Origin of the sequence: Paraburkholderia sediminicola (assembly GCF_046026675.1) — a bacterium.
In the GTDB taxonomy this organism is placed as follows: Bacteria; Pseudomonadota; Gammaproteobacteria; order Burkholderiales; family Burkholderiaceae; genus Paraburkholderia; species Paraburkholderia sediminicola_F.
This window is the reverse complement of the sequence record NZ_JAQQEY010000002.1, coordinates 2542011-2562733: the sequence shown is the minus strand read 5'-3', so window position 1 is coordinate 2562733 and position 20723 is coordinate 2542011. Positions and strand designations below refer to the sequence as shown.

21 protein-coding genes are annotated in these 20723 nt (G+C 62.9%); 9 read left to right on the top strand and 12 right to left on the bottom strand.

The genetic code is table 11. From position 1 onward, the window contains the following. Positions 1 to 93: 93 nt before the first annotated feature. The 4 genes from PQQ86_RS31155 to yjfF all read left to right on the top strand — a co-directional run bounded on the left by PQQ86_RS31155 (position 94) and on the right by yjfF (position 5025). Complete coding sequence (locus PQQ86_RS31155; protein ID WP_154565790.1) at positions 94 to 1080, top strand: ABC transporter substrate-binding protein; 987 nt, start codon at positions 94 to 96, stop codon at positions 1078 to 1080. Positions 1081 to 1289: 209 nt separating this feature from the next. Then, entirely contained in the window at positions 1290 to 2900 is a 1611-nt protein-coding gene (locus PQQ86_RS31150; protein ID WP_408275853.1) for a sugar ABC transporter ATP-binding protein, read from the top strand. Then, complete coding sequence (locus tag PQQ86_RS31145) at positions 2897 to 3928, top strand: ABC transporter permease (protein ID WP_408275852.1); 1032 nt, start codon at positions 2897 to 2899, stop codon at positions 3926 to 3928. The genes PQQ86_RS31150 and PQQ86_RS31145 overlap by 4 nt, the downstream gene beginning before the upstream one ends. Next, complete coding sequence (yjfF, locus tag PQQ86_RS31140) at positions 3925 to 5025, top strand: galactofuranose ABC transporter, permease protein YjfF (protein ID WP_408275848.1); 1101 nt, start codon at positions 3925 to 3927, stop codon at positions 5023 to 5025. The genes PQQ86_RS31145 and yjfF overlap by 4 nt, the downstream gene beginning before the upstream one ends. A 22-nt stretch (positions 5026 to 5047) precedes the next feature. On the opposite strand, the gene PQQ86_RS31135 is transcribed toward yjfF, so the two are convergent. After that, positions 5048 to 6349 carry an MFS transporter gene (locus tag PQQ86_RS31135; protein ID WP_408275845.1) on the bottom strand — a complete coding sequence of 434 codons (1302 nt, stop codon included), beginning with the start codon at positions 6347 to 6349 and terminating at the stop codon, positions 5048 to 5050. A 76-nt stretch (positions 6350 to 6425) separates the two neighbouring features. Continuing rightward, the gene (locus PQQ86_RS31130; RefSeq protein ID WP_408275842.1) at positions 6426 to 7205 is read right to left on the bottom strand and encodes a putative hydro-lyase; all 780 of its coding nucleotides are present in this window, start codon (positions 7203 to 7205) and stop codon (positions 6426 to 6428) included. A 174-nt stretch (positions 7206 to 7379) separates the two neighbouring features. Here PQQ86_RS31130 and PQQ86_RS31125 point away from each other — a divergent pair, with 174 nt between their 5' ends. Then, a complete protein-coding gene (locus PQQ86_RS31125; protein ID WP_408275839.1) occupies positions 7380 to 8318 on the top strand; it encodes a LysR family transcriptional regulator in 939 nt (312 codons plus the stop codon). A gap of 32 nt (positions 8319 to 8350) precedes the next feature. On the opposite strand, the gene mdcH is transcribed toward PQQ86_RS31125, so the two are convergent. Genes mdcH through PQQ86_RS31085 form a run of 8 tightly spaced genes read right to left on the bottom strand, consistent with a single transcriptional unit; the run spans position 8351 to position 15528 of the window. Further along, positions 8351 to 9289, bottom strand: coding sequence for a malonate decarboxylase subunit epsilon (gene mdcH, locus PQQ86_RS31120; protein WP_408275837.1), 939 nt, complete (start codon positions 9287 to 9289; stop codon positions 8351 to 8353). Next, a complete protein-coding gene (locus PQQ86_RS31115) occupies positions 9289 to 9981 on the bottom strand; it encodes a malonate decarboxylase holo-ACP synthase (RefSeq protein ID WP_408275834.1) in 693 nt (230 codons plus the stop codon). Before PQQ86_RS31115 ends, mdcH begins: the two co-directional genes overlap by 1 nt. Beyond that, entirely contained in the window at positions 9981 to 10796 is an 816-nt protein-coding gene (gene mdcE / locus PQQ86_RS31110) for a biotin-independent malonate decarboxylase subunit gamma (protein ID WP_408275831.1), read from the bottom strand. Before mdcE ends, PQQ86_RS31115 begins: the two co-directional genes overlap by 1 nt. Beyond that, positions 10793 to 11677 carry a biotin-independent malonate decarboxylase subunit beta gene (locus PQQ86_RS31105; protein WP_408275829.1) on the bottom strand — a complete coding sequence of 295 codons (885 nt, stop codon included), beginning with the start codon at positions 11675 to 11677 and terminating at the stop codon, positions 10793 to 10795. The genes mdcE and PQQ86_RS31105 overlap by 4 nt, the downstream gene beginning before the upstream one ends. Next, positions 11674 to 11988, bottom strand: coding sequence for a malonate decarboxylase subunit delta (locus PQQ86_RS31100; protein ID WP_171927925.1), 315 nt, complete (start codon positions 11986 to 11988; stop codon positions 11674 to 11676). Before PQQ86_RS31100 ends, PQQ86_RS31105 begins: the two co-directional genes overlap by 4 nt. Then, positions 11976 to 13073: a triphosphoribosyl-dephospho-CoA synthase gene (locus PQQ86_RS31095; RefSeq protein ID WP_408275825.1), complete on the bottom strand. Its 1098-nt coding sequence runs from the start codon at positions 13071 to 13073 to the stop codon at positions 11976 to 11978. Before PQQ86_RS31095 ends, PQQ86_RS31100 begins: the two co-directional genes overlap by 13 nt. 2 nt (positions 13074 to 13075) lie before the next feature. Beyond that, complete coding sequence (gene mdcA, locus PQQ86_RS31090; RefSeq protein WP_408275822.1) at positions 13076 to 14746, bottom strand: malonate decarboxylase subunit alpha; 1671 nt, start codon at positions 14744 to 14746, stop codon at positions 13076 to 13078. A gap of 8 nt (positions 14747 to 14754) precedes the next feature. Beyond that, entirely contained in the window at positions 14755 to 15528 is a 774-nt protein-coding gene (locus PQQ86_RS31085) for a GntR family transcriptional regulator (RefSeq protein ID WP_408275820.1), read from the bottom strand. A 188-nt stretch (positions 15529 to 15716) separates the two neighbouring features. Between PQQ86_RS31085 and PQQ86_RS31080 the strand changes: the two genes are divergently transcribed. The 3 genes from PQQ86_RS31080 to PQQ86_RS31070 all read left to right on the top strand — a co-directional run bounded on the left by PQQ86_RS31080 (position 15717) and on the right by PQQ86_RS31070 (position 17835). After that, positions 15717 to 17015, top strand: a complete 1299-nt coding sequence (locus tag PQQ86_RS31080; protein ID WP_408279404.1) for an MFS transporter — start codon at positions 15717 to 15719, stop codon at positions 17013 to 17015. 264 nt (positions 17016 to 17279) lie between these two features. Continuing rightward, positions 17280 to 17573, top strand: a complete 294-nt coding sequence (locus tag PQQ86_RS31075; RefSeq protein WP_175054819.1) for a type II toxin-antitoxin system Phd/YefM family antitoxin — start codon at positions 17280 to 17282, stop codon at positions 17571 to 17573. Positions 17574 to 17583: 10 nt separating this feature from the next. Continuing rightward, complete coding sequence (locus PQQ86_RS31070) at positions 17584 to 17835, top strand: Txe/YoeB family addiction module toxin (protein ID WP_408279403.1); 252 nt, start codon at positions 17584 to 17586, stop codon at positions 17833 to 17835. A 79-nt stretch (positions 17836 to 17914) separates the two neighbouring features. Here PQQ86_RS31070 and PQQ86_RS31065 read toward each other — a convergent pair whose 3' ends face one another. After that, a complete protein-coding gene (locus PQQ86_RS31065; protein WP_408275817.1) occupies positions 17915 to 18295 on the bottom strand; it encodes a hypothetical protein in 381 nt (126 codons plus the stop codon). A gap of 501 nt (positions 18296 to 18796) precedes the next feature. Further along, on the bottom strand, positions 18797 to 19717 hold the full coding sequence (locus PQQ86_RS31060) for a DMT family transporter (RefSeq protein WP_408275814.1): 921 nt from the start codon (positions 19715 to 19717) through the stop codon (positions 18797 to 18799). Between the two features lie 114 nt (positions 19718 to 19831). Between PQQ86_RS31060 and PQQ86_RS31055 the strand changes: the two genes are divergently transcribed. Beyond that, positions 19832 to 20719 (top strand): LysR family transcriptional regulator, encoded by an 888-nt coding sequence (locus PQQ86_RS31055; protein WP_408275812.1) that lies wholly within the window; start codon positions 19832 to 19834, stop codon positions 20717 to 20719. Positions 20720 to 20723: the final 4 nt, after the last annotated feature.

Here is a 20723-nt window from a genome sequence, read left to right as displayed (position 1 = left end):
CACTACGCTACATCACGATCCACGCACCGTGAGGGCCGCAAACACCGGGCGGGTCCGATGGATCGCCTACACAACAACGATCAGGAGACAGTCATGGCGAATACACGACGCGCCGCATGTCGTGCGTTGGGCGCGCTCGCGCTTTGCTCGAGCATCGGCGCGCTGGCGCTGACAGCGCCGGGCGCATACGCGCAGGACAAACAGATCACCCTCGGCTTCGCACAGGTCGGCGCCGAAAGCGCATGGCGAACCGCCAACACCGAGTCGGTGAAGTCCGCGGCGGCGGACGCGAAGATCAAGCTCAAATTCTCCGACGCCCAGCAAAAGCAGGAAAACCAGATCAAGGCGATCCGCTCCTACATTGCGCAGAAAGTCGATGTGATCGCGTTCTCTCCGGTCGTCGAATCCGGCTGGGAGCCGGTGCTGCGCGAAGCTAAAGCCGCAAAAATTCCGGTGATCCTGACCGACCGCAACATCGACGTGAAAGACACATCGCTGTACGTGACGATGATCGGCTCGGACTTCATGGAAGAGGGCCGGCGCGGCGGTCATTGGCTGGCCGATCACTATAAGAATGATCCAGGTCCCATCAACATCGCCGAACTTCAGGGCACGGTCGGCTCGGCTCCTGCCAACGACCGCCATTCCGGCCTGATCGAAGTGATCAAGAGCGATCCCAAGTTCAAGATCATTGCGTCGCAAAGCGGCGACTTCACACTTGCCGGTGGCAAGCAGGTGATGGAAGCATTTATAAAAACTTATGGAAATAAAATAAATGTAGTTTATGCGCATAACGACGATATGGCGCTCGGCGCCATCCAGGCGATGGAAGAGGCCGGCATGCATCCGGGCAAGGACATCACCGTCGTCTCGTTCGATGCAACCAAGGGCGGCTTCCAGGCGATGGCCGCGGGCAAGATGAATGTCGATGTGGAGTGCAGTCCGCTGCTGGGGCCGCAACTGATGTCGGCGGTCAAGGACGTGGTGGCCGGCAAGCCGCTGCCCAAGCGTATCCTGACGGAAGAGACCGTCTTCCCGATGAGCGTCGCGGCGCAAACTTTGCCGACGCGCAAGTACTGAGGCGGAGTGTGATGGCTAATTGATTAGCTATCCATACGATAGACGCAGAACGCAAGCGAAGTACGGACAGATCGCAGGGGTTTCTCCAGTGGTGCCTGACCGCCTGACTGCTCCGGCAGCGGGCGGTCTCTTTTCCGCAGAATCAGATGGCGCGTAGCTGAGCCACCCTGAGCCCACCCGACCAACGCACCGCCGATCGAGCGAGGTCTATGACGCATCCCGCATCGGAACCCAATCCGCCGGCCATGAAGGCCGTCACAGGCGACGCTCGCGACGGCGCCGCCTCGAATGCACTCGAACCCATTCTGGCCACTACCGGCGTCAGCAAGACGTTCCCTGGCGTAAAAGCGCTGCAACGGGTCGACTTTCGCCTGTTCCCCGGCGAGATTCACACCCTGATGGGGCAGAACGGTGCCGGCAAATCCACCCTGATCAACGTGCTGACCGGCGTAGTCGCGCCTGACGCCGGCACGATCCGCCTCGGTGGCGAGATCGTCGCGTTTGCGTCACCGCAGGAGGCGGAAGCGGCCGGCGTGCGCACGCTGTATCAGGAAGTGAACCTGTGCCCGAACCTGTCGGTGGCGGAGAATATCTTTGCGGGCCGGCAGCCAAAGCGTTTTGGCGCGATCGACTGGCCCGACATCAAGCGGCGCGCGCAGGCTGCGCTTGCTCGCCTCGACGTGACGCTCGACGTCACCCGATCGCTCGACGCCTATCCGATCGCCGTGCAGCAAATGGTGGCGATCGCGAGAGCACTGTCGGTCGACGCCCGCGTGCTGATCCTCGACGAGCCGACTTCCAGCCTCGACGACGGTGAAGTCGCGCAGCTTTTCAAAATACTTCGGCATCTTAAACAGTCCGGAATCGCCATTCTGTTTGTTACGCATTTTATTGAGCAAACCTATGCCATTTCCGATCGCATCACGGTGATGCGCAACGGCGAGCGTGAAGGCGAGTATCTCGCACGGGATCTGCCGGCCGATCAACTGGTCGCGAAAATGGTCGGCCACGAGCGCATGAGCGCGCGCTTGCGCGAAGCCGCACATGACGGCCACGCTGTCCATGAAGGACCTCAGAGCAAGGACGCTGTTCAGCCGTTCGTCGAATTGCGCGGCGTCGGACGGCGCGGCACGTTGCAGCCGATCGACCTCGACGTGCAGCCGGGCCAGATCCTGGGCCTGGCCGGCCTGCTAGGCTCGGGCCGCACGGAGACCGCCCGGCTGTTGTTCGGGGCCGACCGCGCCGACAGTGGCACCATCCTGATCGAAGGGCGGCCTGTCCGGCTGCGTTCGCCACGGGACGCGGTGCGCCACGGCATCGGCTATTGCGCGGAGGATCGCAAGAAAGAGGGCATCGTCGCCGAATTGTCGATCCGTGAAAACATTCTGCTGGCGCTGCAGGCGCGGCGCGGCTGGCTGCGCAAGATCAAACGGCATCGCGCGCAAGAAATCGCGGACATGTGGATCGAGCGCCTCGGCATCAAGGCAGCGGACGCCGAACAGCCAATCGGGCTGCTCTCCGGCGGCAACCAGCAGAAAGCGCTGCTCGCGCGCTGGCTTGCTACGAATCCCAAACTCCTGATTCTCGACGAGCCCACCCGCGGCATCGACGTCGCCGCCAAGTTCGACATCATGGACCGCTTGCTGGCGCTGTGCGCGAACGGTCTGAGCATCCTGTTCATTTCGTCGGAGATCGGCGAGGTGCTGCGTGTGAGTCATCGCGTGGCGGTGCTGCGAGACCGTCGCAAGATCGCTGAAGTGGCCGGCAAGGCTTCGAACGAAGACAACATTTATCGACTCATCGCGGGGAGCGGCGAATGAAGCTATCGAACTGGTTCGTGCGCGATGGTGCGGAGCGCCCGTTGATCTGGCCGTGCGTCACGCTGGTGCTCCTGTGCGCCCTGAACCTATTGGTGAATCCAAATTTTCTCTCTTTGAGGATGCTCGACGGCCACCTGTTCGGCGCGCCGATCGACGTGTTGAATCGTGCTGCGCCGCTGGTGCTGGTTGCGACTGGTATGACGCTGGTGATCGCCACGCGCGGCATCGATATTTCGGTTGGCGCGGTAGTCGCGATCGCCGGCGCCGCAGCGGCCACGATACTCGCGACGCAACCCGCGCCGAGTGCCGGATTGATCGCACAGGCCCTGGTCGCGGCGCTGATCGTCGGCGTGTTGAGCGGCATGTGGAACGGGCTGCTGGTGTCGTTCGTCGGTATGCAGCCGATCATCGCAACGTTGATCCTGATGGTCGCCGGCCGTGGCATTGCGCAATTACTGACGGCAGGGCAGATCATTCCGATCGGCGCACCGGGCTATCTGTTCGTCGGCGGTGGGTATTGGCTTGGCGTGCCGTGTTCGGTGTGGATCGCCAGCGTTGCCGTGCTGGCCACCGCAGGGCTCGTTGAAGGCACCGCGCTCGGGCTCTTCATTCGCGCGATCGGCGTCAATCCGGTGGCGACGCGTCTTGTCGGCCTGCGCTCGAAAGCGCTGGTATTCGCGGTGTACGGCTTCTCGGGATTGACGGCCGCGATGGCGGGCATCCTCATCAGCTCGAACGTGCGCAGCGCCGATGGCAACAACGCGGGCCTGCTACTCGAACTCGATGCGATTCTGGCGGTGACACTCGGCGGCACGTCGCTGCTCGGCGGCCGCTTCAGTCTCGCCGGCACCGTACTGGGTGCGCTGATCATCCAGACGCTCACCTATACGACTTATTCGATCGGCGTGCCGCCGGAAGCGACGCTCGTCGTCAAGGCGGCCGTGGTGCTGGCAGTGAGTGTGATTCAGTCGCCCTCGGCGCGCTCGCTCGCCATGTCGCTCTTCAGGCAGCGCGGGGTGGCGCGATGAGACGACTCCTCGAGGCCTGGGCTCATATCGTCGATCCGCGCACGTTACCGATCGCCGTCACTGTCCTGTTGTTTTGCGCGCTGTTCGGTTTCGGCTCGGTGATGTACACCGGCTTTTTCTCGTGGCAAGTGCTGCTCGATCTGCTGGTCGACAACGCCTTCCTGCTGATTGTCGCAATCGGCATGACGTTTGTGATCGTGTCCGGCGGGATCGATCTGTCGGTGGGTTCGGTGGTGGCGCTGACCACCATCGTCGAAGCGGTGTTGTCCGAACACATGCATCTGTCGGTCTGGGTGATCGTGCCGATCGTGTTGCTGATGGGCACGGTGTTCGGCGCGGTACAGGGTGCGCTGATTCACTTTTTCCGCTTGCAGGCGTTCATTGTCACGCTGGCTGGCATGTTCTTCGCACGTGGCTTGTGCTTTCTGATCACGACGCAGTCGATCACGATCAATGACCCGACGTTCCAGAAGATTTCCGCGTTTCGGCTCAATATCGGCGTTGGTTCGGTGACGGCTAATGTGTTGATCGCCCTCGCCACGCTTGCCGCAGCGATCTATGTCGCGCATTTCACGCGGTTTGGCCGCAACGTGTACGCGATTGGTGGCAATCCGCGCTCGGCGTTGCTGATGGGCTTGCCGGTCGCGCACACGCGGATCGGCGTGTATGCGCTGAGCGGCTTCTGTTCGGCGCTCGGTGGCGCGGTATTCACGTTCTACGTGCTGTCGGGTTATGGCCTCCAAGGGCAGGGTATGGAGCTCGACGCGATCGCGGCGACGGTGATCGGCGGAACCTTGCTGACGGGAGGCGTCGGCTATGTGATCGGCTCGCTGTTCGGCGTCGGTATTCTAGGCACGATCCAGGCGCTGATTACCTTCGACGGCACGCTCAGTTCGTGGTGGACCCGCATCGTTATCGGCGCGTTGCTGTGCGCGTTCTGTCTGCTGCAAAGGCTGATCGAGCGGCATGCGAAATCTGTGGGGCGTCCGGGTGGCACCGGTGCTGTTGTGACGCCAGGCCGTGAGCACGGCCGGGGCGACGCAACAGCGGCGTCCGATTCTCATGTGATCGGACGCGCGCCGGAGCAGGCGCTATAGCGCGAATGCGCGACGGCGCGGCTTAGGCGTTGAGTTCGCGCCCCCGGGTTTCCGGCAACGTCAGAGCGGCAAGGATCACGATACCGTATGCAGCGGCGGCGAATACGCCGATCGCGTGGCCGAGCGTCATGGTCTGCGAGACGTAGCCGATCAGGAACGGAAATGTCGCGCCGACCGCCCGCCCGAAGTTGTAGCAGAAGCCCTGGCCGGAGCCCCGAATGCGCGTCGGGAACAACTCGGTGAGGAACGCGCCCATCCCCGAGAAAATGCCGGACGCACAGAAGCCGAGCGGAAAGCCGAGCACGAGCATCGTGAGGTTATCGAGCGGCAGTTGCGTGTAGATCAGCGCGATCGCACACGAGGCCAGCGCGAACGTGATGAACGCGCGTTTGCGGCCGATCTTGTCGCTGACGTAAGCGCCCGTCAGATAGCCGCAGTACGAACCGACGATCACCACGCCCAGATAGCTGCCAGTGCCGATCACGCTCAGATGCCGTTCGGTTTTCAGATACGTCGGCAGCCAGGTGGTCACTGCGTAGTAGCCACCCTGCACACCCGTCGCGAGAATGGACGCGCGCAGCGTCGTCCAGACAATATCGCCACGGAAGATATCGAACAGCGAAGGACGCGTTTGTGCCGCGGCTTGCGCTTCTTTCTGCTGCCGATGCACCTCCGGCTCTTCAACGAAGCGGCGGATCCAGATCACAAAAGGCGCCGGCGCAATACCGATCGCGAACAGCACGCGCCACGCGTAATCTGCCGGCACCCATGAAAACACGGCCATGAACAGCAGCGTCGACACGCCCCAGCCAATCGCCCAGCCTGCCTGTACGAGCCCTACCGCCTTGCCGCGGTCACGCGGACGGATGACTTCGCCGATCAGCACCGCGCCCGCTGTCCATTCGCCACCAAAGCCGAGCCCCATCAGTCCGCGCGCCCACAGCAATTGCGAGAAGTTCTGCGCCAGCGCGCAAGCTAGCGTAAAAACCGCGAACCAGAGAATCGTGATCTGCAGGGTCTTCACCCGGCCGATGCGATCCGATAGCACACCGGCCGCCCAGCCGCCGAGCGCCGAACTCAGCAGCGTGACCGTCCCGATGAGACCGGCGTCACCGCGCGTGATGCCCCATGTCGCGATCAGCGTCGGAATCACGAAGCTCAGGAATTGCGTATCCATTGCGTCGAGCACGTAGCCGATCTTGCAGCTCCAGAACGCACGCTTCTCGCTGGTGGAGATCTGCTGATACCACGCGAACGGGTTTTTGCCTGCGCCTGGCGCGCTGTAGCGCTCGGTGTCTGTGGTCAACTGCGCTTCGGTTTTCATAGCTGGGCTCCGGTCGTAGTCAGTGGCCGCGTCTTGCCGCGCGGCTTGGGGTGGGACAACTCAAATAACGCCGCGGCTAGAGCATCGCCAGCGTGGTGTTAGGAATGTCGGTGACGAGCATATGTCCTGGTTTGTGCGCGATCGCAAACGGCAAACGTGCGCTTTCTATCGCGGCTTGCGGCGTGACGCCACAGGCCCAGAACACGGGTAACTCGTCGCTGCGCACCTCGACTGCGTCGCCGAAATCGGGCCGCCTGATGTCGCGAATGCCGATCAGCGAGGGATCGCCGATATGAACCGGCGCGCCATGTACCGCAGGAAAACGGCTGGTGATCTGGATGGCGCGAATCGCGTCGGCGGCTTTCATCGGCCGCATCGAGACCACGCGGTTGCCGCCGAACACGCCTGCGGCCACGTTGCGCTCCTGCGTGCGATACATCGGCACGTTGACCTGCTGTTCGATATGACGCAGCGGAATGCCTTCACGCCGCAACATTTCTTCGAATGAAAACGAGCAGCCGATCGCGAACACCACCAGATCGTCGCGCCACAATTCGTCGAGACTACGCACTTCCTCGGCACGTTCGCCGTGGCGGTACACATAAAACGCGGGGACGTCGTTGCGTATGTCGAGATCCGCGCCGAGCGACGGGACGCGCCATTCGCCGGGTTCGCCGATGCCGAGCAACGGGCAAGCTTTCGGATTGAGCGTGCAGAAGCGCAGGAAGTCGTCGGCGTATTGCCTGGGCAGGATGGCGAGATTGGCTTGCGCATAGTCGCCGCAGTAGCCCGCAGTCGGCCCGGAAAGACGGCGGCTGCGAATCTGCTGACGAAACTCGGATGGTGTGTAGGACATGAACGGCTTGACTCCAGCTAGCTCCACGTGACTGATGGGAGCCAGATTAGTAACGCCAAAAATATCCTTCCAGCGAGTTATTCTTGTGTTTCGGTAAATTAAACTTAACAGAACCGCTGACGATTTTGCGGCGATGATCGAGTCTTTCGGGTCGCTGTTGGGAGGGCTAATGCAATGAATACCCGCTTTGTCGAAACGTTTCTGACGCTCGCTCGTCTAGGCAGTTTTCGCGCGACCGCCGCTGCAATGCACGCCACGCCCGCCGCGATTTCGCTACGCATCAAAACGCTTGAAGCCGAGTTGGGCGTCGAGTTGATCGAGCGCGACGCCGCCGAGTTCCAGCTCACGGCGCATGGCGAACGGCTGCTTGCGCATGCGCGCTCGGTGGTGCAGGCCACGCGCTCGTTGCAACTGGCCGCGCAGGACGAAACCCAGGTGACGAAGCGGCTGCGACTCGGCGTCATCGAAACGGTGGTGCATAGCTGGCTGCCGGACTACATCCGGATGCTGAACGTCGAGTACAACCGCATCGTCGTCGACCTGACCGTCGACTCGAGCGCCGTGCTTGGGCCTCGTTTGCGCGCTGGCGAACTGGATCTCGTCATTCAGGTGGAGGAAACCGGCGAACAGGAAGCGTCGATCGTTTCGACCTTGCTGGCGAGCTATCCGGTGCGCTGGATCGCGCGCAACGATCTGATTCCGACGAGCCGCGCGAAGCATGTGCAGACGGTCTTGCAGAAACCCGTGCTGACATTCGGCCGTGGCACCGCGCCGCAAGTCGCCGTGGAGGCGATCGTGGAAATGCTCGCGAAGCGCGCCGGTGTGCCGCTTGCGGATACTCAGGTGACCTGTATGCCGTCGGTCGCGGTGATCGTGAAACTGTTGCGCGATGGCTATGGCATTGCGGCAGTGCCGGCACTGTTCGTTGAGCCTTTTCTGAGCAGCGGCGAACTGGGGCAATTGCAGGTGCGTCCGCTGCCGCCGCCGATCGACGTTGCGATGATCTACCGCGACGACGCCGACGTCGGCGTGCTGGCGGCTTCGCGCGTCGCACGCAGCGCGTGCGATCAGTATGCGAAGGCGATGGGGCGGCAGTTGATTGAGAGACGGTGAGGCGGGACTCGAGTCGGCCGAACGGCCGCGTCTTAAAGTCCATCAATACCGAGTCGCCGACGCGCCGTAGCGACCAGTTTGTCGAACGAGAAGGCACTCGCGGCAAGCGCGGTGGTATCAGGAAAGTTCTCGCGTGTAATGTCCGTCAACACCTGGCCCGGCGGCGCTTCGATCAGCACGCGGGCGCCCATTTCCTGCATAACGGTGAGCGCGTCGAACCAGCGGACGGTGTGGCGCATATTGGTCGCGAGATCGTCGCGAATGGCCTCTGCTGTGTACAGCGGGCGGCCGCCGCGATTGCCGATATAGGTAGTCTGGGGCGTGTGAAAAGGGATGTTTTTTGCGTACGCAACGAGCTCGTCCGTGGCCTGCGCGAGCAGTTCGCAATGTGACGGCACGCTTACCGCAAGACGGACGGCTTTGCGTGCGCCTGCCGCCAAAGCGCGTTCGATGAATGTGTCCAGCGCGTCATTCGCTCCTGCCATAACGATCTGACGCGGCGCATTGACATTGCCAACATAGACACGTTGATTACCCGCATCCGCGTGTTGCGCGGCGAGTGTCTCCAGTTGGTGTTCGGTCAAACCCGACACTGCCGCGAGACCGTAGCCGGATGGGTACGCTGTCTCCATCAACTCGGCGCGTTTGCGAACCATCTTTAACGCGTCGCCAAAGCGAATCGCACCACAACTGACAGCCGCTGCATACGCGCCCACCGACAAACCCGCACTGATCTCCGGCATGAGCTGTTCCTCTGCCAGTGCCCGCGTGATCGCCACGCCCGCGACGGTCAAACTGATCTGAACGGCTACGGTTGAGCGCAGGGCATCGGGTGTGTCGAGGGTGAGTACGTCGATGCCGAGCACTTGAGACGCTTCTTCGAGCGTGCCGGTTACGGCATGATGCTGCGGCAGACGGTGCAGAAATCCGTCCGACTGCGCGCCCTGGCCGGGGAACAGAAGCGCAAGCATCAGGCATTGTCGCGAGCGGGCGCCCACGGATCGGTAATCAGCTGGGGCCCGCGAGCATGGCGCGCCATCACGCGTGCTTTGTCCGCTGCCCACTCGGCCAGCGCAACGCCGCCTGCGGGCGTTTCCAGTTGTGCATCCACACGAATCCCGGCGCGTTGCGCGGTCGCTTGAAGATAGTCCAGCAACTGAATGGCGGCGTGGTGCGAGAGTTTTTCCGGGGCGCGAATCAGCAGATCGAGATCGCTTGAGAACGTAACCGCGGGAGTCTGAGTTGCCAGTTCGAAACCTGCGCTGCCGGTTGGTCCCCAAACGAACCCAGCCAATGCGCCGGCCGTGTCGCGTCGTAGTGCAGCAAGGGCCGCGAAAGTCGGCAACGCATTGCGCGACGCAAGCGGGCTGCGTCGCGCCAACGCTTCCGGCGGCACGGCGATTTCAATATCGTCCCCATGCGCCCACGTGCCGTAACGCTGCGACCGCTCCATACCGCGCAAGCCGATCGCCACAAAGCCGTCAGCGACCAGTGCGCGCCGCACAACGGCATACGGCGCGCGCTCGAAAGACCCACGAACCCACGCCGGTTCGCCGTCAAACTGTGGCAAGCGGTGCAAGCGCAACAGATCATGAGGCTGCCAGCGCGCGTCGCATGACAGCGCGTGATCGGCTGCAAACGGCGGCGCGGCGCAGACCTGCATTACACGGCATCCCATTGTTCGGCGAGACGCCGCCGCACTTCGATCGACGCTGCGCGATTCTTTTGAGCCGCAGCCGACTCCAGACGATGCGACAGATCGCGGCCGCCAGCGCGCGCGCTGCGGATCTGTTCGGTTAATACCTGACGCACGCGCTCGATTTGCGCGGCATCGGGCGCGTCGGCGTCGACGCCTTCGATTAACTGATCGAGCAGGCCGAGCTTGGCGAACGACGTCATCGAGTAGGACATCGGCACAATGGTTTCGCCGAGCGCGTCGAGTGCTTCGACGGTGCGCCGCGTAACGCGTGCGGCCGCTTCCTTGCCCATTGCGTGAACCATCGTGCCCGGCGCGTCTAGTGCCACGATCCGATTGGCCTGATAGCCGTGCGCGAGGAACGCGCCCGACATGGCCGGTCCGACGATCAGTGCGATCACCGGATGCCCGGCGTCGCGCGCCGATGCATACGCGTCGACCGCGGCGGCGCAGGCGAGGTGAATGCCGAGCATCTCTTCGCGGTAACCGTACGCCTGACTTTTGACATCGACGATCGCGACGATCGGGCGGCGCGTACCGCTCGTTTCACCCTGCGCGATGACCTCGCGTACAGCGCGTGCGAGCAGCCAGCCTTGTTCGAGGCCGACAACGTTATCGGTCGCGCGCGGAAAGCGGTTGTCGGGATCGGGGACGACCGCAATGAAGTGCGCGGGCTCGCCGCCGAGCGACGCGTCGCCGCTCCATACGGGCGCTTTACCGGACGGTTCACCGGCAAGTGTATGGAACCAGCGTGCGCCGCGGCTGAGGGTGGCATCGCTCATGCCTGCTCCTTGCGCGCGTTGTTCTGCGCAGGTGGGTTGTACACGTCACGCATCGTTTCCGGCGTCACGCTGGCCGGGTCGATTCGCGCGAGGCGGTTGAGAAAACCGTCGACCTGTTCGCTGCGATGCGCAGCCGGCAGCCCTTGGGTGAATGCGGACCGCACGGCGGCGTGTACAGCGTCCGCATCGTCGTCGACCAGTTGATCGGCGAGCGCGGTCGCAGCCCGTTGTTCGCCGCCGATCAATTGCCACGCGCGGCGCCGATCGCTCGCGTCGAGTTCTTCGATACCGGCTTCCTGTTCGATCACTTCGGGGCCGTTCATGCCGAGTCGTCCCTGCTTCGTCACGACCAGATACGAGCACAAGGCCGCGGCCAGCGACATGCCGCCAAAGCAACCGACCATCCCCGCGATCACGCCAACTACCGGTACATGCCGGCGCAATGCCACGATCGCGGCCTGAATCTCGGCGATCACGGCAAGGCCTAGGTTTGCTTCCTGCAGCCGCACGCCGCCAGTTTCGAACAGCACGACAGGGCGCACGATCTTGCCGCGTTCGCAGTCGCGCAAGGCCATGTCCAGCGCGGCGGCGATCTTGCTGCCCGACACTTCGCCGATGCTGCCGCCCTGGAACGCGGACTCGATCGCAGCGACCACGGCCGGCTCGCCGTCGATGGTGCCGCGTGCGATCACACAGCCGTCATCCGCCTGGCAGACGACACCTTGCAGCGGCAGCCACGGCGATTCGATCTTGTCGAACGGTCCGAGCAGTTCACGGAACGTGCCGGCGTCGAGCAGCGAGCGGGCACGTTCGCGGGCGGACAGTTCGATAAAGCTTTCGCGCAGCATCGGCGCTGGGTGTGCGGTGGCGACAGTAGTCATGCGGCGTCTCCCTGTTCCGCCGCTTCAATGGCCTCCGCGAGCCGCAGCGCTACGACGCCCGGTGTCGCACCGAAGTCGTTGATTTCGATTTGCGCTGCGCCGTCGTAGCGCGTGAAGAAGCGGTCGAGCACGCTCTTCCAGATGTGGCTGTAGCCGTCGACGCTGGTCCGCACGACTACATGCGCGCTCAGGGCCGCACTGTTTTCTGCTGGCGACAGCAGGACTTCCAGATCGCCCGAACCGACCACGCCGACATGCGCGCGGGTTGTGACGGCGCGTTGCGCCGGATAGTCGAAGGTCAGATGTTCCATGAGGCTGAGCTCCCGCCGGCGTCGTGATGCGCCAGCATATCTAGAAAGAGGGTGGCGGCAAGCAGATCGGCTGCGCCGCCGGGAGATGCGTTGAGCGACAGCAATGCCCGTTCGAGTGCCACGAGGGCGGTGCGCCCATCCGGCGTCGAACTCCCGCCGGCTTGCAGCACGCGGCGCGCGCCTTGTTGCGCGGCGTGCAAACCGGGCAAACCCGCGCGATGCAGCAGACAGGTGTCGTCGAGCGACACCATGATCGAGAGCAGGGCGTCGATGCGCGCGGCGTTTTCGTCGACTCCGCTGGCTCGCGCTGCGAGCAAGGCGGGCAATCCGATGTCGACGACGTGCGGGAATCCGTCTTGTGCCTCGCGGCGTGCTCCACCCACCTGATAGCGCTGCCGCGCTCGCTCGCCGTGACTATCGGCGGGGGCGGCGAAACGATCCGGGAAACAGGCAGTCTGTGCGGCGAGTGTGCAGACATCCGAAGCGTTGATACGCGTGGCGCTGCCTGACATCGAAGCACCCGCCACCAGCAGGCCGACGATCCAGATTGCACCCCGATGTGCGTTACTGCCGCTGGTTGCGTGCAGCATGTCCTGTTCGCCGGCGCGGCCGATTTGCGCGAGTTCCGCACGCAATAGCGCGGATGGTTCACCGCGGCGGCGCGCCGTGCGCGCGAGCGCCGCAAAGGTCGGTTCGAGCGCGTGTGCCGAACGCAGCATGGTGGCGAGATCGAGGTCGCGATGTGCGCCGCTGCCCCGCTGGTCGACCAGCGCGGGTTTCGGCGTGAGTTGGGCTTCCTCGATCAACGCGGTCACCGCGAAGCGCGCGAGCTGCGCATCGGACGGTGCTGCCCGTACCCTAACCGCCAGCCTTTCTACCGTGCCTGCCGCGTGCAAAACCGTGGCGCGCTGGCGTGCCGGCGCGATGCGCCAGAGCACGTCGACCTCGGCCACTGGTTCGGCATACGCCGTGGATCTGACCGTGCCCGTCTCTCTCCCAGTCAGCGCGGCAGCACGGGACGCGAGTTCCGCCTTCGCGTCCGGCATGGCGTCGGCCTCGCACTCGAGCAAAACAGCGGGCGCCATCGTTACCAGCTCCTGAAGCGAGCCGGCGGCTCGTACAGGCCGCCCGACCACGTCACCAGATCGTCGATGCTGCGTGCGGCCAGCAACGAGCGCTTCGCTTCACCGCGTCGAATGCCGAGATCTTCCGGATACGCGACGATGCCACGCCGGCGCAATTCGGCCGTTTTCTCCGGCTTCGCGCGCAACCCGATCGGCGTGACACCGGCTACTGCAGCCAGTGCCGCACGCCGCTCGTCGATCCCTTCGGCCTTGTGCAGATGCGCGATGCCTTCCTCGGTGACGACATGGCTCACGTCGTCGCCGTAAATCATCACGGGCGCGATCGGCATGCCGCTCTTCGCGCCGACAGCCACCGCATCGAGTTCATCGACGAAGGTCGGCTCGCCGCCTTTCTTGTACGTTTCGGCCATCTGAACGACCAGTTTCTGTCCACGCGACACCGGACCCTGATCCTTCAGCAGCTTGAGCCATGCTTCGCTTGAATGACGCCGGCCGCGCGGATCGTGGCCCATATTCGGCGCACCGCCGAAACCGGCGAGGCGGCCACGCGTGACCGTCGACGAATTGGCGTCCGCGTCGATCTGCAAGGTCGAGCCGATAAACAGATCGACACCATATTGGCCGGCCAGTTGGCACAGCACGCGGTTCGAGCGCAGGCTGCCGTCGTTGCCCGTGAAAAACACATCGGGGCGCGCTTCGATGTACGCCTCCATGCCGACCTCACTGCCGAAACAATGGATGCTGTCAACCCAGCCCGATTCGATTGCGGGGATCATGGTGGGGTGCGGATTGAGCGTCCAGTTGCGGCAGATCTTGCCTTTCAGGCCGAGCGATTCGCCGTAGGTGGGCAGCAGCAATTCGATCGCCGCCGTATCGAAGCCGATGCCGTGATTCAGCGATGTCACACCGTACGGTTCATAAATGCCGCGAATCACCATCATCGCGGTGAGCACCTGCAGGTCGCCGATATGCCGCGGATCGCGCGTGAAGAGCGGCTCGACGGCGAAGGGCCTATCCGCCTCTACGACCACGTCGACCCACGAACCCGGAATATCGACGCGCGGCAGTTCATCGACGATCTCGTTGACCTGCACGATCACGATGCCGTGGCGGAATGCGGCGGCTTCGGCGATGGTCGGCGTGTCCTCGGTGTTCGGGCCGGTGTACAGATTGCCGTGACGGTCCGCCTTTTCCGCGCAAAGCAGCGCGACGTGCGGCGTGAGATCGACGAACATCCGCGCGTATAACTCGACGTACGTGTAGATCGAGCCGATTTCCAGTTGCCCGTCTTCGAGCAGTTGCGCGACGCGCAAACTCTGCGGTCCGGCAAACGAGAAATCGACCTTGTGCGCGATGCCGCGCTCGAACAGCGTCAGATGTTCAGGACGGCCGATGCTCGATATCAGCAGATGCACGTCGTGGATCTTTCGCGGATCCACCTTGGCGAGGGCACGCGACAGGAAGTCGGCCTGTTTCTGATTGTCGCCTTCGAGTGCGACACGGTCGCCCGGCTGAATCAACGTTTCGAGGGCGTCGACGATACGGTTGGTCGGCAGGACACCGTCTTCCAGCCACGGTGCGATGGCCGCGAGTCGACGGTTCTTTTCGTCGCGGCGGGTGGTCCAGGAACGTGCGGTGGTGGAAGCTTCGGTGGCTTCGGCGGATCGGTTCATCGGCGGATTCAGCTCCCGGTGGTGGTGCGCGTGCGTCTGGCGCGCGGCTTGGGTTGATTCGCAAGCGCGGCTTCCGCCTGCACGCGTTCGGTCAGAAAACGATGGAGCAGGTCACCGGTGCCGAGCAGATGCGCGACAACCAGGGACTGTGCAGCGGGAATATCACGACGTTGTACGGCGTCGAGCAAGGCGGTGTGTTCGTCGTCCGACTCGCCCTTGTACGACGGCAAACCGAACTTCAGACGCAAATACCGTTCACCGCGCCGATGCAGCGTGCCGATCATGTCCTCGAGTTGTGGACGGGCGGCGGGCGCATACAGGCTCATATGAAACGCGACATTGCGTGCGACGTACAACGACGGGTCCGGCTCGCGTTCGGCGGCATGGCACAGAGTGGCGCATTCGCGCAGCGTGGCGGCAGTGTGATTCGGAATCGCGAGGCCGATGGCGAGGCTCTCCAGCGCGGAGCGAATCTCATAGATTTCGCGCGCTTCATCCGCCGACAACGGCGCGACGGTCGCGCCTTTATGCACGGCGGCTCTCGCCCAGCCTTCACTTTCGAGCTGGCGCAAGGCCTCGCGCACGGGAATTGCGCTGACTGAGAAATGCCGTGCGATCGCGTCCTGCCGCAGCGGCGCGCCAGGCGCTAGCGTGCCGTCGACAATCGCCGCGCGCAGCGCCTCCGCGATCACGCGGGACGTGCTCTCACGCGGCGCCGCCGCGGGTAAAAGCGGGCTGCGCGCCGGGGCATCCAGGGGAAAACCATCTATTGCATCGTTCATAATATTGAATATTATATATGAAATTGCGCACTTGACAGGCGGGCAAACCCGGAAAGTTTTTCCCACCCGGCGGCCTGCGATGTCCTCTCATCCGTTATACGAGGCACATCGATCCACTAGCAAGCGCGCCATCTCGTCGTTCCCTTTATGTAAGCCACGTACGCCAACCGCAGGGCCGGAGGAGCATGATGAATTCACTAACCGACCGCACGCCGGTCGTTCGGCGCCGCACGCCGCTCAATCGTTCGCAGATTGCAGGATTTTGGGGAGCGTGGGCCGGCTGGACGCTCGACGGGATGGACTCGTTCATCTATGCCCTCGTGCTGACGCCGGCATTGACTGAGTTGTTGCCGCGCTCGGGGTACGCCGCGACGCCCGCGAATGTGGGCCTCGCCGGCTCGATTCTGTTCGCGCTGTTTCTGGTGGGCTGGGGGCTGTCGTTCATCTGGGGACCGCTGGCGGACCGCTTCGGCCGCACCAAGGTACTGGCGGGCACCATTTTCACGTTCGCCATTTTCACGGGACTTGCGGCCACCTCGCACAACGTGTGGGAGCTCGCCATCTATCGCTTCATTGCCGGGGTCGGCATTGGCGGCGAGTGGGCGTTGGCGGGGACTTATGTGGCCGAGTCATGGCCGGAAGATCGCCGCAAGATGGGCGCCGGGTATCTGCAAACGGGCTATTACGCCGGGTTCTTTCTGGCGGCCGCGCTCAACTACACGATCGGCGTGCACTACGGCTGGCGCGCGATGTTCCTGACCGGTGCGGTGCCGGTCGTGGTCGCGATTCTGGTGCTGCTGCGCGTGAAGGAATCGGAGAAGTGGGAAAAGGCGGACGCGAGCATCGTGCGCGCCAAACCGCTGCGCGAAATTCTCGGACCGACGTATCGGCGGCGCACGTGGGTTGCGTGCATTCTGCTGACGATCGCGATTATCGGTTTGTGGGCAGGCGCGGTATACGAGCCATCGGCTGTGATCCAACTGGCGACGAAGGCCGGCATGGCGAAGAACGATGCGATCCGGACGGCGTCGCTGGCAACCGGCTTGCTGTCGATTTCAACGATTCTCGGCTGTCTCGCGTTGCCACCGCTGGCTGAGCGGATCGGCCGCAAGAAGACGCTGGCGATTTACTTCCTCGGCATGGCGGTGGCGATTGTCGGCAGTTTCGGCTGGGCGTTTTATCTGCCGAATGGACTCGCGCCATTTATTGCGTGGCTCTGCGTGCTGGGTTTCTTCGGCGGCAATTTCGCGCTGTTCAGCTTGTGGCTGCCGGAGCAATTCGAGACCCGCGTACGGGCCACGGCGTTTGCGTTCTGCACGTCGTTCGGACGGTTTGTCGGGGCCGGCGTGAACTTTCTGCTCGGCGCGGCGGTGTTGCATATGCATACGCTGGGCGTGCCGGTGGCGCTCACGGCGCTGGCGTTTATCGTGGGGCTGTTCGTGATTCCGTTTGCTCCGGAGACGAAGGGGGAAGTGTTGCCGCAGTGAGATTGGCCGTTTGGCTGAGTGGCGGGCGTGGGCGGCAGCAGGCATGCTTTCTATTGGTTAGACGACGTGTTCCTCTGCCGTTTTTGGTTTGCTGACCTGTACGGTAATCTGTACAATGATTGCCGTTGCGCAGATGTGTTTTTTCTTCTGGGCCACCGGCTCATCTGCCAGTCCCGGCGGTGCAAGAGGTCAACTCGACGGTGGAATCGTCTCTAACTTTTGACAGGAGCGACTGGGGGCAAACCTCTCAGGTCGATAAAACGAATGAACGTCCTTACTTACAGCGAGGCGCGTGCCGGCTTTAAGCAAGCGATGGACGACGTCTGCCGCGATCACACGCCCATGCTGATAACCCGACAGGGCGGAGAAAATGTGGTCATGGTTTCGCTCGAGGATTTCAATGCGATGCAGGAGACCTTGTATCTGTTGAGTTCGTCGAAGAACGCCCAGCGGCTCGCTAAGTCTATCGCCCAATTGAACGCCGGCGGTGCCACTGCGCGCGAATTGCTGACTGATGAACAAACAGAAAAGCCGCAACGAGGAGGCCGCAAAGGCTGATAGTGTTTTTATGTTCACCGACGACGCGTGGCACGACTATTTGTATTGGCAAGCTACTGACCGAAAGGTCTTGCGCAAGATCAACACGTTGTTAGAGGAGTGTCGGCGCGACCCCTATCGCGGGACTGGAAAACCAGAGGCGTTAGTTGGAAGCCTGAGCGGGTTCTGGTCGCGACGTATTACGCACGCAGATCGTCTGGTCTACTTGCCGAGAGACGGAAAGATCTTCGTGATTGCCTGCCGTTTCCACTACGACGACTAAAGCAAAAAAACCGGGCGCATTGCCCGGTTTTCTTGTTTAACGCATCAATGCGTGCAGCGCGTGCCACGCGTTACACCCCTCACATATGCCACCTTGCCGACACCGTCAGCGTGCGTGGCGCGCCCGGCATGTTGTACATATCCGCGTTGCCGTGCGCCGCGATGAAATACTTACGGTCGAACAGGTTATCCAGCGTCAATGCCACGTCCACGTTCTTGCCGTGATACCCCGCGCCGAGATCGAACGTCACGAAAGAAGGCAAGGTGACCGCATCGCTTGCTGAGGTATAGCGCGCCGATTGGAATTGCGCACCGCCGGCCGCGGCCTTGACTGCGATGGCGGGCAGCGTGCTGTCCGCCGCGCCGGCAGCGGGTGTAGCTTCCTGCGCCAGCAAAGGTTTGGCGCTGGCAAGAGAGGTGGCGAGCAGCAGCGCTCGATAAGTATTCTTTTTGACGTTCATGGCGACGTTCTTCGAGTATGGATCGGTGGTGTTTTTTGTTTTGGAGTGCAGCGGAAGCGGTAATACAAAGACGCGAGGCAGGCGCAAAACGAGGCGCAAGCAGGCGCGCACGGCGAGGCAAAGCTCGTGTGGTCGGTCAGGCGAGACGAAGTGGTGATTTCCCCTGTTGCTGTTGAATGAATTCGAAAATCGAAACGGCCGGGGCGCCGTGCGTCAGCGCGAGATGCGCTGGCGTGACATCGGCTGCCTCGGAATGGCATGTCGATGTGGGGATGGGAGGTGCTGCAGAAGCCGGATCAGTGCCCGGCTTGTAATATTTGGAAAGTATAAACGAGAACGATTCTCGCTTGTGCTGAATGAAGGGGAAATGCGGGGGTTCTGCAGGGATTTTTTCGGCGAAATGAAAGCCGATGCCGCGAACGCGAACCGTCGCCGGGTGACGGTCAGCAGCGTGCGACCGGCGTGCAACCAGTCTGTCGCCGCCGGCTTACTGCTCAACGCTCAATCGGCGTGATGCCGCGCACGTGCGCCGGGACGCAACATCGAAAGTAGCGGCCAGCCGAGATTCACGCCAAGACTTGCGATGACGATCAACGCCATCCCCGCGAGTTGCGGCACCGACAGCGCCCGCCCATACACGACGGCATCGACCATGATCGCCGTCAGCGGATAGACGAACAGCAGCACGGCGATGATCGGCGTGGTCAGTTTCGGCAGCGCGCCGTAGATCAGCACGTACGATAGCCCCGTATGCAGCACGCCCATGCCGACCAGCCAGAACCACTGCATCGGCCCGATATGCACGGCGGTAAGCGGCGCAATGAACGGCAGGCACACCACGCCGACCGCGCATTGCGCGAGCGTCAGCAGATGCGGCCGCAAATTGCCGAGTCCTTTGGCGATCAGCGTGACGCTTGCATACAGCACCGAACCCGCCAATGCTTCGCCGATACCGATCAGATAGCTCGTATGCCCCTGCAGATTCGCAGTGGCCGCGACGCCCGAGGCCAAAACAAGCCCGACGAATGCGGTTGCGATCCAGCCGAGCCGGTCGACACCGAGGCGCTCGTTGAACAGCGCCGCGCCCATCAGCACGACCCAGAACGGCTGCACATGAAACACCACGGTCGCCACCGCAATGCTGGTGCGATGAATCGCGTCGAAGAAGCCGACCCACTGCGTGACCATCAACACGCCGGAGATCAGCGCGAGCGCGACGGTGCGCTGTGTGAAATGCGCGCGTGTGAAGAAACCTTTCCACGCGCAATACGCCGCTAGCGAGAGGAAACCGAACAGGCAACGAAAGAACACCAGCGTCAGCGCACCCAGCCGCGCTTCCTCGACGAAAATGCCGAGCGTGCCCATCAAAAGCCCGCCGCTGGCCAGCGTAATGGCGCCTTGTTGACGTTGGGTGAGGGACATGCGAAGCGGCTCCAGAAGTGGGTCACATAAGATGGAGTCAGAAGTATTGCGTGGCTTGCACGGCATCGGCAAACGAATTAAATTGAGTAATTCCATAAGCTGGATTGATAAATCATGCACCCCGAATTCGACGTCGATTTGCTGCGCACCTTTGTCGCGGTGGTGGAAACGGGCAGTTTCACGAAGGCTTCGACTACCGTGCACCGCTCGCAGGCAGCGGTCAGCATGCAGATCAAGCGGCTCGAAACCATGCTCGGCACCACGTTGTTCGCCCGCAATACGCGCAATCTCTCGCTGACGCGGCCTGGCAATACGCTGCTCGAGTACGCGCGGCGCGTGCTGGCGTTGCATGAGGAGGCGTGGTCGGCAATCGTGCGGCCCGAGGTGACCGGGCGGGTGGTGCTGGGCGCACCGGACGATTACGTGTCGTCGCTGCTGTCGCCGGTATTGCGGCGTTTTTCGAATCTGTACCCGCACGTGGAAATCGAGATCGTCTGCGCGCAGAGCACGTCGCTCGCGCCGATGCTGGCCGATAACAAGATCGATCTCGCCTTCGTTACGCGCGATCGCAAATTGCGGGGCGAATTCGTGCGCAGCGAGCCGATGGTGTGGGTGGGGGCGTCAGTGGATACGCCGGTGCTGGCGGCGTCGCCTTTGCCCGTGGGGCTTTATGAGCCCGGTTGTGTCGCGCGCCAGCATACGCTGGCTGCGCTCGACGGAGCGCATATCCGCTATCGGGCGGCGTTTAGCAGTGCCAGTCTGATGGGGTTGGTGGCGACGGTGGATGCGGGACTTTCGGTAATCGCGCTCACGCGTTGCAGCGTGCCGTCGCGGCTGGCGATTCTGGGCGAAGCGCAAGGCTTGCCGAAGATCGCGCCGCTGGAAATCGTGGTGGCGCGCAGCGCCAAATCGGACCGGCCCACGTGCGATTATCTGGCCGCGCAGATGGTGCAGGATTTGTCGCTGCGGCCGCAGGGGCGCGGGGCCGTGGCGCCGGCGTGATGAT